The sequence below is a fragment of the Firmicutes bacterium HGW-Firmicutes-1 genome, from assembly GCA_002841625.1.
GTDB lineage: Bacteria > Bacillota > Clostridia > Lachnospirales > Vallitaleaceae > HGW-1.
On record PHAG01000014.1, the window covers coordinates 17,328 to 32,632 of the forward strand.

At 34.2% G+C, this 15,305-nt stretch carries 10 protein-coding genes; 5 read left to right on the top strand and 5 right to left on the bottom strand.

The features are described from left to right. Positions 1–200 precede the first annotated feature (200 nt). The gene (locus CVU84_15545) at positions 201–422 is read right to left on the bottom strand and encodes a heavy metal transporter (protein PKM93400.1); all 222 of its coding nucleotides are present in this window, start codon (positions 420–422) and stop codon (positions 201–203) included. Between the two features lie 158 nt (positions 423–580). On the opposite strand from CVU84_15545, the gene CVU84_15550 reads away from it, so the two are divergent. After that, the gene (locus tag CVU84_15550) at positions 581–1,423 is read left to right on the top strand and encodes a ribonuclease (GenBank protein ID PKM93401.1); all 843 of its coding nucleotides are present in this window, start codon (positions 581–583) and stop codon (positions 1,421–1,423) included. A 162-nt stretch (positions 1,424–1,585) separates the two neighbouring features. Here CVU84_15550 and CVU84_15555 read toward each other — a convergent pair whose 3' ends face one another. After that, entirely contained in the window at positions 1,586–4,054 is a 2,469-nt protein-coding gene (locus tag CVU84_15555; GenBank protein ID PKM93402.1) for a hypothetical protein, read from the bottom strand. Between the two features lie 379 nt (positions 4,055–4,433). Between CVU84_15555 and CVU84_15560 the strand changes: the two genes are divergently transcribed. Further along, positions 4,434–8,963, top strand: coding sequence for a glutamate synthase large subunit (locus tag CVU84_15560; GenBank protein PKM93403.1), 4,530 nt, complete (start codon positions 4,434–4,436; stop codon positions 8,961–8,963). An 11-nt stretch (positions 8,964–8,974) separates the two neighbouring features. Then, complete coding sequence (gltD, locus tag CVU84_15565) at positions 8,975–10,441, top strand: glutamate synthase (protein ID PKM93404.1); 1,467 nt, start codon at positions 8,975–8,977, stop codon at positions 10,439–10,441. Between the two features lie 174 nt (positions 10,442–10,615). On the opposite strand, the gene CVU84_15570 is transcribed toward gltD, so the two are convergent. Both CVU84_15570 and CVU84_15575 read right to left on the bottom strand, forming a co-directional pair. Next, positions 10,616–11,410 (bottom strand): hypothetical protein, encoded by a 795-nt coding sequence (locus CVU84_15570; protein ID PKM93405.1) that lies wholly within the window; start codon positions 11,408–11,410, stop codon positions 10,616–10,618. Positions 11,411–11,783: 373 nt separating this feature from the next. Further along, positions 11,784–12,137 carry a hypothetical protein gene (locus CVU84_15575; protein PKM93406.1) on the bottom strand — a complete coding sequence of 118 codons (354 nt, stop codon included), beginning with the start codon at positions 12,135–12,137 and terminating at the stop codon, positions 11,784–11,786. Positions 12,138–12,455: 318 nt separating this feature from the next. On the opposite strand from CVU84_15575, the gene CVU84_15580 reads away from it, so the two are divergent. Beyond that, positions 12,456–13,148, top strand: coding sequence for a hypothetical protein (locus CVU84_15580; GenBank protein PKM93407.1), 693 nt, complete (start codon positions 12,456–12,458; stop codon positions 13,146–13,148). A 27-nt stretch (positions 13,149–13,175) separates the two neighbouring features. Then, positions 13,176–14,177: a GGGtGRT protein gene (locus CVU84_15585; GenBank protein ID PKM93408.1), complete on the top strand. Its 1,002-nt coding sequence runs from the start codon at positions 13,176–13,178 to the stop codon at positions 14,175–14,177. A gap of 165 nt (positions 14,178–14,342) precedes the next feature. Here CVU84_15585 and CVU84_15590 read toward each other — a convergent pair whose 3' ends face one another. Beyond that, entirely contained in the window at positions 14,343–15,299 is a 957-nt protein-coding gene (locus CVU84_15590; GenBank protein PKM93409.1) for a 1,4-dihydroxy-2-naphthoate polyprenyltransferase, read from the bottom strand. Between the last annotated feature and the right edge of the window lie 6 nt (positions 15,300–15,305).

A 15,305-nucleotide genomic window follows, 5' to 3' on the forward strand; every position in this document is an offset into this window, starting at 1 on the left:
TCTCAATATAAATGCCCTTTACTTTACTTTGCTTACTACTTATCCAACGACTATACATCCCCTCTTTTAATCGATTGCTTCTTAGTCGTTCTGTTTTTATTAGCGCTTTCCCTCGTAATTGGTGTTTGCCAATCACTTTTAACCATTCTCGCAAGCTTATTATCTGGTTGACTATCCTTTGGCATTTTGCACTTCCTCCTTTATGAATATTGTTCTTCCCCCAAAACTTTAAGTCCAGTACTTCTTATGCATTCTTTAATTTCTAAAACTGATGCAGGATTGTTGTATTCGATTTCAATACAACTTTCTCCTCTATCAACAGCAACCTCTTGAACTCCTTCAATTTTATCTAAAGCATTTTTTATTTGTTGCTTTTCAATGTTATTTCTAACACCATCAATTTTAAATGTAATCTTGTTCATTTAATCACCTCTGGAATTAGTAATTTGCATTGGCTTATCATAATATGCTGGTATAGTTTTCAAATTGAATACTGTCACCCTTTTATATCTTCTTGAATACAATAAGTATGTAAAAATACCTAATTGTGGTATAATATTAACGAATATTTTGAAATGAGGTGTCTATATTGAAATTAAGATTGTTCAGTGTTTTCAAAGAGCTTGCCATACGCATACAAAGTGATGATATTTCAGCATGGGCTGCTAAGTTAACATTTTTTCTTCTACTATCAATCTTTCCATTCTTAATTTTTATTATGGAATTATTAAATCATATAACAATTGATACAGAAAGTGTATATGAGCTTACTCAATTATTCCCACAAGAAATAATCTCAATATTCACATTAATCATCGAGGATATCTCAAATGTTGAAACCTCCTCTTCGGTATTGCCAATTGCAATTGTTGCTGCAATTTGGTCCGCATCTAAAGGTATCATGGCTATTATCGGTGGTTTAAATATGGCTTATAAAGAAAAAGAAACCCGTTCATATATTTACTTACGCGCACTTTCGTTAATATATACTGTTGCATTTGCTTTCATACTATTGATTACTTTAGGCTTTATTGTATTTGGCAACAAGATTATTGGCTTATTGATGATTAACATACCAGTTCTATCAGAGTGGACCTATACCATTGATATTATTAGATTAATATCTTCTGTGATCTTAACCTTTTTATTTTTCATACTTCTATATAACGCAACCCCTAATCGAAAAATAATGATTAGAGATGTGATGCCAGGCGCATTTTTCGCAACTATTAGTTGGATTTTTGTTTCATATTTCTTCTCGATCTATGTAAATACATCTAAAAGCTTTTCTTATATGTACGGCAGCCTTACTAGTATTATCCTATTGCTTGTCTGGTTATATGTATCAAGTACAATAATTATGCTAGGTGGAGAAATAAACGCAATAAATTCGGAACACAAGAAAAAGCGTAGAGCAATTTAATTTACAATATATATCTGTCGCTTTTTCCAATTACTATATAAAACATTCAAAATTAACAAGAAAAAGCGTAGAACAATTTAATTTACAATATATATCTGTCGCTTTTTCCAATTGCTATATAAAATATTCAAAATTAACAGAAAAAGCGTAGCATTCCGTTTTTTATTTGACTGTAATTATTTCTGCTCCCCGATAATAATGCTGAAGTATTTCTTCATTTGAGTACCCTAAATCAACCATTGCCTTTGCTCCGTTTTGACTCATACCAGCACCATGACCATAGCCGCCCCCACTAAAAGTTACTTCGATTAAATTTTTTTTATCATCGTATTTTTTATCCATTACATAAAATGCACTTGGCATTAAATTCATATCCTTTGTTGTATTACCATCATTTTTAGTAATGACTACATTTGCTCCACCTTCAATCAGGTTTGTTGGGGAAATCAACGCTCTAATGTTGTATTCTGTAGATATTTTATAAACACCTTTTGTACCTTGAACAACCAATTCAGTTATAATACCACTTTCACCTCTTGAATAAATCCACAAATCTATTAGTTCACCTATATCATCAACTTCCCTACTTCTAAAAACATCTTCCTTGTCAAGCGTCTTTATTAACTTAGGTTGTATATCATATCTAGGTCCAATTGATTTATTGATAGTTGCTTCAATTTGCTTAGTTGTCATTTTTGTTGTCCATCTGTACCAAGGAAATTCCGAATCATAGGAAGGAAGCTTGTTATTTAAAATAAATTTCTTAAAGTCTTCTTCATTACTTAAGTCATCGGATATCTTGCCTTTATCATTTTGATAACTCGAAACCAGATAGGGCGAGGAAGCAGTTGGGAATTCTTTGGTTAAGTAGTTAGCCCATACATCCCCTCCATCTGCAGTAACACCGCAAGAAGTTGAAAAGAAATTGGTGGATATAACATTCCCTTGATATGCTAACAATTGACCCTTGGTTTCATTTACTGCTTTTATTGAAACATCAGTTTCGGTAGTATTATTGTAAACCTGACTCGAAACACTATCATCAACATGTGCACCATACTTGCAAAATCTATTGCCATATATTTGATTATAAGCATAACTTCTTGCACATATCGCTTGTACCTTCGCAGCTTCAACTCCATAGGAGGTCGGCATTTCACTTGGCACTACACTGTATAAGTATTGTTCAAAGTCTACCTCATTTACAATCAAATAGCCTTCTGCTACTTTTTCTACTTCAATTACCCCACGATATTGAGGATGAAACATATCCCCTCCTCCTCTTTTTATTGAAACTATTTTTATCTTCTTGTCATCTTGAGGAATAAAAGTAACTCTCTCTCCCATCTCAAGTTCCATTTTATTTAAATCCGTTATTACTTCCGCATTCACCTCTTCATCATTACTTCCATGTTTTATCGTATATGATTCAGACGCTGTTATTTGTACGTTTTCGTGGAAAACCTGCTTAAAGCCAGTGTTATTTATTAATACGCGAATATGATCAATCTTAACCTTTTCTCTTATAATTGCAGCAACCACTTGATTCTCATCCAATACGAAAGTGGCTGTATCATACCCAACTATAATTGCCTTGTAACTAGTAAAGATAGGCTCTTGAAAAACATCATAAAACTTAATGTCTTCTGCTAGCTTCATCTTTCCTATTCCTTGAATTTCAACCTCATTATCAGTAATTTTACTAATTACTCCTTTTGTAGTTCTATTCTTTTCAGTAATAGAAATGATCTCATTGTTTATAAGTTGCAAATCAGCAATAAAACCTTTTTTACTTTCTATATTTAATGACTTTTCAATCGGTATTTTTCTTGATACTCCCCCCATAAAAACTTCTGCAACTAACGTATCCTTGCTTAGATCAACAACATAGGCGTTTGTTAGTAATGGCTTTTCATCAACAATTTCTTTTATATATAATACTTCTGTATCTTTTACAGTAACTAAAATTTCCTTATTAATACAGCCGTCCATCGCAATTCCTTCAAAAGAATACTTTCCTTTATCTGTAGCCATCTCCCAGCCTAGTAACTCACTACTTAATGTTGGTGTTGCAAAAACATATAGTTTTATCTCAGTTGGTCTAACAGTGTCCTCTTGTCCTGAAGCGATGGCTTCAAAGAGCTTGAGCCAATTTGCATATGAAATCTCTTTCTGTTCATTTCCAGTAATATCTATTCCTAGACCAATTAAATCAACCTTAAACTTATCTGCAATATACTGAGCTTCCTTATATGTCAATGGATCAAGTGGATTTAAATGATTGCCTTCTGGAACAAACCACTCTTCAATAATTGCAACATTAAAATATTTATCAAACCACTCCTCTTTTTTAGAATCTTCAAATTCAATTTCTCTATCTTTTACAAGAATAGTATCCTTTTCTTCTTTTACCAGTGCAATCATTTTTATCGCCAATCCTTTAGAAATAATCTTTGGGATCTCATATTGTACCTCAATAAATAATTCTTGATTGTTGATATTTGCTTTTTCTTCTAGACCTTCTTTTTGTTTTAGTTTATTTACACCTGTAGTAGGATCTATGGCAATCATAATAATTACAACAATAACAGCTAAAAGCATCATTAAATTTGGCATATGATTCTTTTTCATTTATTTCTCCCTCCTAAGCTTATCCTAAATTCTTTGTGCCATAATTCATTATATGGTATATCTATCAAATTTAATACCATTTTATTTTTACTCAAAATGATGGATTATTCTTCAGTGGCTTCATAATTTCGAAATTACGAATGCAGTATTCTTTTACCGCTTTAACGCGTTACTGGTAATAAATCACGAAAATACCCTGTTTATTCTAGAATTTTTGTGTTTATTTATAATTGGTGGCAACAAAAATAATATAGCAGATGTATGTTTGTGAATTTTTATAATTTCCATCCTTCATTTTCTTGTATTAGCTTAGGCTTTGTGTTATAATACAAGGACGCAAAAAAGATATTTGGAATACTACTAAAGGAGGCAGTGGCTGATGAAGCATTCTTATGGTTTACCCCCTAAACAAGGTCTATATGATCCTCAGCTTGAAAAAGATAGTTGTGGAGTTGGATTTGTTGCTCATATTAAAGGCGAAAAATCTCATAATATTGTTAAACAAGGATTAGAAGTACTCGTAAATTTAACGCATAGAGGTGCAGTGGGCGCTGACGCTAATACTGGTGATGGAGCTGGTATTTTAATTCAAATACCTCATAATTTTTTATTAAAGGAAACTGAAAAAATTGGTTTCTCCCTCCCTAACGAAGGCGAATACGCTGTTGGAATGTTATTTTTACCACAAGAACCAAATGCGAGATATTACTGTGAGGGAATATGTGAGAAAGCATTAATTAAGGAAGAACTCAAATTAATTGGTTGGAGAAATGTGCCTATCAGTGAAGCAGCATGTGGTTTGACTGCAAGTGGAACAAGGCCAATGATACATCAATTATTTATAGAAAAAGGCGAATTCTCAACGGAAGCCTTTGAACGCAAATTATATGTTGTTAGAAAACAAATTGAAAACGCTGTTCGACAAGCAAAACATACTTACACTGAATCATTTTATGTTTGTAGCATGTCCAGCAAGGTAATGATATATAAAGGTCAGCTACTGGCTCATCAAATACCTGATTTCTTTCCAGATTTACAAGACGAATCAATGACAAGTGCGATTGCTTTGGTGCATCAACGATATAGTACAAATACTTTTCCATCTTGGGATCGTGCCCAACCATTTAGATTTTTAGCACATAACGGTGAAATCAATACTTTACGTGGTAATGTTAACTGGATGAATGCACGTGAAGGTATTTTAAAATCAGATGCTCTCGGCAGTGACATTAAGAAACTCTTTCCTATTATCGAACCATCTGGATCAGATTCAGCTAATTTAGATAATGCACTTGAACTATTAGTTGCTAGCGGTAAATCTTTAGCTCATGCTGTATGTATGCTGATCCCTGAAGCTTGGCAAGAATATGCTTCAATGGATGAGGATAAAAAAGGATTCTACGAATACCATGCTGGCTTGATGGAGCCTTGGGATGGTCCTGCAGCAATTGCCTTTACTGATGGCGTTCAAATTGGTGCTACTCTTGATAGAAATGGACTTCGTCCTGCTAGATACTTAATTACAGACGACGATTTGGTAGTTATGGCGTCTGAAACAGGTACACTTACCTTTGATAATAAAACCATCATTAAAAAAGGTCGTCTTCAACCTGGACGCATGTTTTTAATTGATACAAATGAAGGTCGTATTATTTCTGATGAAGAAATCAAACAGACCTTAGCTAGTGAAAAACCTTATAAAGAATGGATTGAAAACAACAAAATAGTACTAGATGAACTTGAAGTACCACATAAAATAACGCCGTTAGGTAGCGATAGATTACTACAGTTGCAAAAAATATATTCTTACTCAGAAGAAGAGTTAAAAAAAGTGTTGGCTCCGATGGCTGCTACAGGAAAAGAAATGATTGGCTCAATGGGAAATGATGCTTCCTTAGCTGTTTTATCAAAGGAACCTCAGCTTCTCTTTAATTACTTTAAACAATTATTTGCACAAGTAACAAATCCGCCTATTGATCCAATTAGAGAAAGACTTGTAATGTCTTTAATCCAGTTTTTAGGCGATCGCGGTAACTTATTATCACCTTTAGCAGAAGATAATAATGTTAATTTCATTGAACTTAAACAACCCATTTTAGACAATGCTTCCTTTGAAAAGATTGTCCATATTAATCATAAGGATTTTAGATCTATCAAAATACCTACGGTCTTCCCCGTTGTTAAAGGCGGCCAAGGTTTAGAAGAAGCACTTGAAGAAATCAACAATAATGTAGTAGATAATATCAAGGAAGGTTACAATTTAATTATTTTATCTGATAGAAATGTAGATAAGTATCATGCTCCAATACCAAGTTTATTAGCTGCAGCATCTGTACATCACCATTTAATTCAACAAAAATTACGTATGAATGTTGATTTAATTATTGAAACAGGTGATGCAAGAGATGTTATGCATATGGCATTATTGATTGGATATGGTGCTGATGCCATTAACCCTTATATAGCATTTGATAGTATTGCACAATTAATGGACAAAGGTTTGTACATTAATATAGATGGACTTACTCATGAAAAAGCTTATATCAACTACCAAAAAGCTTTAGGTGATGGTTTGCTTAAAACCTTCTCTAAAATGGGAATTGGTACCCTTCAAAGTTATCATGGTGCTCAGATTTTTGAAGCAGTTGGTATTAATAGCAAGGTAATCAATAAATACTTTATTGGTACACCTTCAAGAATTGAAGGTATTGGCCTAGATGTAATTGCTAAAGAAGTTTCAACACGACATTCCAAAGCCTTTAATACCTTAAGAAACCCTTACACTGGTCTTGATGAAGGTAGTAGTCATCAATGGAGAAAGAATGGCGAAGAACATTTATTTAATCCAGAGACGATTACAAAACTACAACAATCTTGTAGAACAAATAATTACAGCCAATTCAAAGAATATTCTGCGCTTATTAATGATCAGAGCAAGAGATTAAATACGATCAGAGGCTTATTGAAGTTCAAAGCAGGAAAATCCATTTCAATTGATGAGGTTGAACCTTTAGAAAATATCTTAAAACGTTTTGCAACTGGAGCCATGTCCTTTGGGTCTTTAAGTGCTGAAGTACATCAAACGCTAGCAAAAGCGATGAACGCAATTGGTGCTAAATCAAACTCTGGTGAAGGTGGCGAATCAAAAGAACGTTTATATGATTCTTCTCTTCGTAGCTCAATTAAGCAAGTAGCTTCAGGACGTTTTGGTGTTAACACTGAATATCTTGTAAATTGTACAGAGCTTCAAATAAAAATGGCTCAAGGAGCAAAACCTGGTGAAGGTGGACATCTACCTGGTGATAAGGTATCCGTTGATATTGCAAAAGTACGTAATTCAACACCTGGTATTGATTTAATATCTCCCCCACCACATCATGATATTTATTCAATCGAGGATTTAGCACAATTAATCTTTGACCTTAAGAATGTAAATGAAAAAGCAAGAATTAACGTTAAATTAGTATCCGAAGTTGGTGTTGGTACCGTTGCTGCAGGTGTAGCTAAAGCTCATGCAGACGTTGTATTGATTTCTGGTCATGACGGGGGAACAGGCGCGGCTCCAGTAAGCTCAATCAAATATGTTGGTCTTCCATGGGAATTAGGTCTTGCTGAAACGCAACAAACCTTACTTATGAACGATTTGCGAAGTAGAATTGTTGTTCAAACTGATGGACAATTAAAAACAGGACGTGATGTAGCTATTGCCGCCCTCCTTGGTGCAGAGGAATATGGTTTTGCTACTGCTGCTCTTATTGTTTGTGGTTGTATCATGATGAGAAAATGTCAAAATAACACATGTCCAGTTGGTGTTGCAACACAAGATCCAGAACTTCGCAAGAATTTCAAAGGTGAACCAGAACATCTTATTAATTACTTCACCTTTATTGCATCTGAACTTCGTGAATATATGGCTCAATTAGGCTTTAAAACCGTAGATGAAATGGTTGGACGTGTAGATATGCTTGAGCCAAATGAAGAAATCCTTGATTGGAAATCCAATAATATTGACTTCAATGCAATTCTTTACAGACCAGAATTACCATCTAGAATTCAACCAAGATGCGTAAAGGAACAAGACCATAATATAAGTGATATATTAGATAGACAGCTTATTGTTGATGCAAAAGCCGCATTAGAAAACGGTACTCCTGTCAAGAATGAGTATTCAATTAGAAATATCAATCGTACTGTAGGCACTATGCTTGCGGGTGAAATTGCACGTGTTACAAAAGGTGAATATTTACCTGATGACACTATTCATTATAAATTCAAAGGTTCAGCAGGACAAAGCTTTGGTGCCTTTGCAACAAAAGGAATGACGCTTGAACTTGAAGGCGACTGTAATGATTACTTAGGTAAAGGACTGTCTGGAGGTAGACTTATTGTTTATCCACCAACTGATTCAAAGTTTGTAGCAAAAGATAATATCATTGTAGGTAATACTCTACTCTATGGAGCAATCTGTGGTGAAATTTATATCAATGGTATTGCAGGAGAACGTTTTGCTGTAAGAAACTCTGGTGTTGATGCTGTAGTAGAAGGCGTTGGTGATCATGGATGTGAATATATGACTGGCGGAGTTGCTGTTATCCTTGGTAATACCGGCAGAAACTTCGCAGCAGGTATGAGTGGTGGTATGGCATTTGTCCTAGATGAAATTGGAGACTTTAAGGAAAAACGTTGTAATAAGCAAATTGTTATATTAGAGGCTCTACATAGCGATGAAGATATTCTTAAAGTGAAAACCTTAATTGAAAATCATCTAAAATATACCAATAGTAAAAAGGCGAAAGAAGTACTTGATAACTTCGAAGCTTATATTCCGAAATTTGTTAAAGTAATTTCCCCAGCTTACAAAAAAATCTTAGCAAATAAATCAGCAGCCAACCTTGCTGCAGAAAATTAGGAGGTGTAGAGATGGGAAAGATTACTGGATTTAAAGAGTTTGATAGAAAGATTGGCAGCTATAAACCTGCTGATGAAAGAATAAATAATTATGAAGATATCTATATTCCCTTAACCCCTGAAGAAGTTCAGGTACAAAGCTCTAGGTGTATGGATTGTGGTGTTCCTTTTTGTAATTATAGTTGTCCCCTAGGAAATTTAATTCCTGATTTTAATGACTTAGTTTTTAACGGACATTGGAAAAAAGCATTGCAAATTCTACACGTTACAAATAATTTTCCTGAATTTACAGGCAAGATTTGTCCTGCTCCATGTGAAAGTGGTTGTGTCCTAGGTATCATAAATCCCCCTGTGACAATTGAGCAAATCGAACTCGCAATTGCAGAAATGGGCTGGGAACATGGTTGGATTAAACCTCAACCTCCCGCAATCAAAACTGGTAAAAAAGTTGCTATAGTAGGTTCTGGACCAGCCGGACTTGCAGCTGCGCAACAGCTTGCACGTGTTGGTCACCACGTTACTGTTTTCGAAAGAGCAGATGCTATAGGTGGTTGTATGCGATATGGAATACCTGATTACAAGTTACCAAAGAATTTTATCGATAGACGTATTAAACAAATGAAGGCTGAAGGTGTCATTTTCATAACTTCTACAAATATTGGAATAGATATACCAGTTGCTGATTTACAGAAAGAATTTGATGTAATTTGCTTAACTGGTGGCTCAACAGAACCAAGAGACTTGACAATATCAGGTCGAGGACTTAGAGGAATTCATTTTGCCATGGATTTCTTACCACAATCAAATAAACGTGTTGCATCCATAGAAATACCTTCTAATCAATCTATAGACGCAAATGGCAAAAAGGTGATTGTAATAGGTGGTGGCGATACTGGTTCCGATTGTGTTGGTACTTCACTACGTCAAGGAGCGATAGATGTCACTCAACTTGAGCTGCTCCCTATCCCACCAACAGAAAGAGACGCAACGCAACCATGGCCAGTATTTCCAAGACTTCATAAAGCATCTAGTTCTCATATTGAAGCAGAAGCCGTTCTAGGTAGAGATATTAGAAATTATTCTATTGGAACTAAATCCTTTGAAGGAAAGAACGGAAGAGTTACTAAATTAAACTGCATCAAACTTGAATGGACAACACCTGAAGGCGGAGGATTTCCTCAGATGAAAGAAATCCCTGGTAGTGAGTTTTCTTTAGATGCAGATTTGGTACTATTTGCAATGGGCTTTCTGCATCCTGAGCATGAAGGTATGCTTAATTCTTTAGGCGTTGAATATGATCAACGAGGAAATGTTAAAACTGATAGTCAATTTGCTACAAAGATTGATAATGTTTTTTGTGCAGGTGATATGAGACGTGGACAGTCATTGGTAGTTCATGCTATTGCTGAAGGCAGAAAACTTGCTCAGTCTGTTGATAAAAAGTTAATGGGTGAAACATCTTTAAAAAGTTCACTTTAAATTTGAAATTGCCTAGCTGAAAATCGCTTAATTTACCGCTTAAAACCTCTTTATCGCAAGTTTGGGGATAAATGTGTCCACATATGGTATTAATGAACTAAAAAAGGATGTCTTAAAGTAGATAAAATCTATTTTGAAACATCCTTTTTGATATTCAATTTGGTATTTGATGATCTATTTAACATAACTAATTATATATTGAAGTTTAGAAGTTGATGGAATGTCTAAAAGTTGCCATCTTCCTTCAATGTTTTTTTGAGTACATAGTCTATCAAAATGCGAAAATCCGATTCCCATATCTACATATTTCATTTTTATCATATTTGTTGTTTCACAATAAAAGTGAAGCTTGTCCCCTTCTAGAACCGCTCTCCATGGTTGTCCATTCATTGCAGAAGGTGCCATTCTCATAGCTTCTAAGGGTTCGAAATATTCACCTGCCGTCAGGGCATTTAGAGGAGCATATGGTTTGTTATCATAATAAATTTCTTCAAAGCGCATTCTATTGTGATAATTTGATCCCATAAGATTTTGTACAAAGCTCTTCTTCTCGCTTTTCTTTCCAATAGCTACAACTGCTGGTATAAATAGTTCGTTTGAAAGCTTATATAGTTTAAATAATGTTCTTCTACTAAAAGAACCTCCAAGCCAACAGGTTTGCAAATCTTTCTCTGTTAAATCTAAAACCATTTTTTCAAGAACAAAACCATAATCAATCAAACTTTGATTGTCATTTTCTATTCCAGCAAACATGTAATTTGGTTTGCCCGTAATAACGCCATATGTTCCTATCCTTTTGACTTTGTTTTTTTTCATAAATTTTTGATCAACTAGTTTAACTTCAAAGGTATGACCAAAAATCGCACTATTTTCAAGGTCGATTATATTTTTTACAAGCTCTTGTTCATGTTGATCAAGTTCTTCATCTAGATAATTTCGTGTCGAAATACGTTTAATGATAGTTTCCATATATATCGCTCCTTTCTTATTGCTATCAACATTGTGATAAGAAAATTACTTCTTCATCATAATTATAGATGATAAAAATGGTATTATTAGAGTATATACGTTTTTCTTTTTTGAGTCAATCAAATTTAGAAAAATGTCAAAAAACCGAATTCTCTTACCACAAGAAAATCGGCTACGCTGAGTTAAAATTCTCGTTACCTTCTGCCGCTTTTCCAATTGCTTATGCAGAACTTTCCTTATCAACAAGAAAATCGGCTACGCCGAGTTATAATTCTCGTTACCTTCCTGCCGCTTTTCCAATTATTGAACTTTCCTAGCAAAAAATAATAGAGCTACCACAATTGATAGCTCATTAAATAGTTGTTATCGTTTTCTACTGTTTATTAACTTGTTCCATTGAAAATTTACCTACTAATGGAATTTCAAACCATTCACCTTGGTATGCTTTAATTAATACAATAATCCATAACACAAATGCGCCTAGATTTACGAAAAACAATACAATCCACCCAAGTATTGGAATAAATCCTAAAACAATGTTTAAAACAATTATGACTACTGATAATGCAATTGCTTGGATCGCATGAAATTTGACGAATTTACTATCTTTTTCCAATACCAAAATAACAATTGATGAAATTGGGCTAAATATAATTGCTAGTAATGCAGCTACATTTTCTCCCATTCCTAGTGAAGATTGACCAATTGGATCTAATTTGTTTGCCATAATAAATCTCCTTTTCCTTTTTTAATATATACTCTCAGTTACTGTTCATATTATTTTAACATATTATTCATAAATATTAAAGAGGTAGTTCAATTTTTTATTCAAAGACCATGATAACTTTTTATCAATTTAATTTAAATTTCTTTTGAATTTTCCCTCAAAATTTGGTACAATAGTAATGCATGTAATTTGACAGGTAAAAATCTGTTTTCCAAAGTAATCACTATGTTTTTACAATCAAACATTAATTTACAATGGATACTGGTTTTACTAATACATAATGTATTGCAAACTTTAATTTATGGAAGGAGATCCAAAATGATTTATTCACATGAAGTTCAAAATATGTGTGTTGTCGCTAAAGGCGCAAAACACGGCCCTGCTCCAATTCCAGAAGAGGGAAAATGGGTTAAAGCATACGAGATCAAAGATATTGCTGGTTTAACACATGGTATAGGCTGGTGTGCTCCTCAACAAGGTGCTTGTAAATTAACTTTAAACGTTAAGGACGGCATTATAGAGGAAGCTCTTATTGAAACAATTGGTTGCTCAGGTATGACGCATTCTGCTGCTATGGCATCCGAATTACTACCAGGTAAAACTTTATTAGAAGCATTAAACACAGATTTAGTTTGTGATGCAATTAACACATCTATGAGAGAATTATTTTTACAAATCGTATATGGTAGAACACAAACTGCTTTCTCCGAAGGTGGTCTTCCAATAGGTGCTGGCCTTGAAGATTTAGGAAAAGGTTTAAGAAGTCAAGTTGGAACAATGTATGGTACAAAAGCAAAAGGAACTCGTTACTTAGAAATGGCTGAAGGTTATGTTCTTAGCATGGGATTAGACGAAAATGACGAAGTTATTGGATATAAATTCGTTCACCTTGGCAAAATGATGGATATGGTTAAGGCAGGAAAAACTGCTGATGAAGCATTACTAAAAGCAACTAGCCAATACGGTAGATATGATGATGCTGCTAAATACATAGATCCACGACATGAATAACAATTAAAAAATAAGGAGGACGAAAAAATGGCATTATTTGAAAGTTATGAAAGAAGAATAGATAAAATCATTCCTGTTTTAGAAAGCTATGGCATTAAAAGTCTTGAAGATGCTGAAGCTATCTGTAAAGACAAAGGTATAGATGTACATGCACTTGTAAAATCTATCCAACCAATTTGTTTTGAAAACGCTCTTTGGGCGTACACAGTTGGTGCAGCTATTGCAATTAAGAAAGGCTGTACAAAAGCAGCTGACGCTGCAGTAGCACTTGGAGAAGGTCTTCAAGCTTTCTGTATTCCTGGTTCTGTTGCAGATCAAAGATTAGTAGGTATCGGTCATGGTAATCTTGCTGCTATGCTACTTAGAGAAGAAACAAATTGTTTTGCATTTTTAGCAGGTCATGAATCTTTTGCAGCTGCTGAAGGCGCAATTGGAATTGCTAGATCAGCTAATAGAGTAAGAAAAGCACCCCTTCGCGTTATCTTAAACGGTCTTGGCAAGGATGCTGCTTACATCATCTCTAGAATCAACGGTTTTACATTCGTTGAAACTGAGTTTGATTACTTTACAAGCGAATTGAAAATTGTTAAAGAAATTCCTTTCTCAAAAGGTGAAAAAGCTGCTGTTAGATGTTATGGTTCAGACGATGTTCGTGAGGGTGTAGCGATCATGCATAATGAAAAGGTAGATGTTTCTATTACAGGAAACTCCACTAACCCTACTCGTTTCCAACATCCAGTTGCTGGTACATACAAAAAAGAATGTCTAGAACAAGGTAAGAAATTCTTCTCAGTTGCATCAGGTGGTGGTACTGGAAGAACACTTCACCCAGATAATATGGGTGCTGGCCCTGCTTCTTATGGTATGACAGATACAATGGGAAGAATGCATTCAGATGCTCAATTTGCTGGTTCTTCATCAGTACCTGCTCATGTGGAAATGATGGGATTAATCGGTATGGGTAACAACCCTATGGTTGGTGCTTCAGTAGCTGTAGCTGTTGCAATTGAAGAAGCCTTCAATAAATAAATTTTACATTCAAGAAAATCGGCTGCGACGAGTTAAAATTCTCGTTACCTTCCTGCCGCTTTTCCAATTGCTTATGAAAACTTTCCTAGTAAACATAAAAGGCGTTCAATTAAATTGAACGCCTTTTTTATTGTCTATCATCTTTCAAAATCATTGGAATAGCAGTTAAACAAACTTTTTCAACAATACTCCAACCAAAACTGTAATTAGAAGTGCACCATTAATCAATATAAAATTCATTATAGCCAGTGAGAAGGTATCTTTCTTCGTCTGCTGTTTTCGAAATATTCCGATGTTCTTTTGAACTATAATTGATGTTAATAATACAAATAACGTTACCAATGGTGTTATCTTAAGAATAACCATTAAAATAATTGCAACATAACTTAAATAGTATAATGATGCAAATAACTTGATAGCCATCTCTTTACCAATGTAAATCGGCAAGGTATATCTTCTGTTAAGCAAATCTTCCTCTATATCACAAATGTTATTTGCTAACATAATATTTGCAATCGTTAAAGTGGCCGGAATTGAATATAAAAACACTGATAAAATTTCCGCCATATTTAGCTCAAGCTGAAATATAGCATCTGATAACTGAAAAAAAACCCAACTATGTTCAAAGGTATGTATGTAAATACCAACAAATATAATTCCAAAGCCTTGGAAAAGCCCAGAAACCAATTCTCCAAAAGGCGTTCTAGATATGGAAACAAGACCAAAGGTATACAATACCCCTATTCCAAAAGCAATCATACCAATGAACAAAACAATGATATCAGTCTTTAGAAACAATAATATACCAAAGGTTCCACTGATAGCACTTAGTAGGAACAATGTTGCTATAACAGAACTTTCCTTTAAACCATATTTTACAATAGCATTATGCTCTTCATAGCCAAAACCTGATTTGGTTTTTGCCTTTTTAAAATCGAGATAATTATTTAAACCAGTTGTAACCATATCCATTGCAATTAGAGAAACAAACATAAGCAAGAAATTGATTGGCTTAAAATCATCTCCCCTATACAGAACAAATACTGTTGCTACCAATAAAGTTGTAAAGCAAGTAACTTTGGTTGGTAGTTCAATTAGCTTTAAAAAACTTCTAACATTCATTTAAAC

Bases quoted from the DNA above. Each gene is read 5' to 3' on its own strand.
- CVU84_15545 (PKM93400.1), bottom strand. From the start codon at position 422: ATGAACAAGATTACATTTAAAATTGATGGTGTTAGAAATAACATTGAA.
- CVU84_15560 (PKM93403.1), top strand. From the start codon at position 4,434: ATGAAGCATTCTTATGGTTTACCCCCTAAACAAGGTCTATATGATCCT.
- CVU84_15585 (PKM93408.1), top strand. From the start codon at position 13,176: ATGGCATTATTTGAAAGTTATGAAAGAAGAATAGATAAAATCATTCCT.
- CVU84_15590 (PKM93409.1), bottom strand. From the start codon at position 15,299: ATGAATGTTAGAAGTTTTTTAAAGCTAATTGAACTACCAACCAAAGTT.
- CVU84_15570 (PKM93405.1), bottom strand. From the start codon at position 11,410: ATGGAAACTATCATTAAACGTATTTCGACACGAAATTATCTAGATGAA.
- CVU84_15575 (PKM93406.1), bottom strand. From the start codon at position 12,137: ATGGCAAACAAATTAGATCCAATTGGTCAATCTTCACTAGGAATGGGA.
- CVU84_15555 (PKM93402.1), bottom strand. From the start codon at position 4,054: ATGAAAAAGAATCATATGCCAAATTTAATGATGCTTTTAGCTGTTATT.
- gltD (PKM93404.1), top strand. From the start codon at position 8,975: ATGGGAAAGATTACTGGATTTAAAGAGTTTGATAGAAAGATTGGCAGC.
- CVU84_15580 (PKM93407.1), top strand. From the start codon at position 12,456: ATGATTTATTCACATGAAGTTCAAAATATGTGTGTTGTCGCTAAAGGC.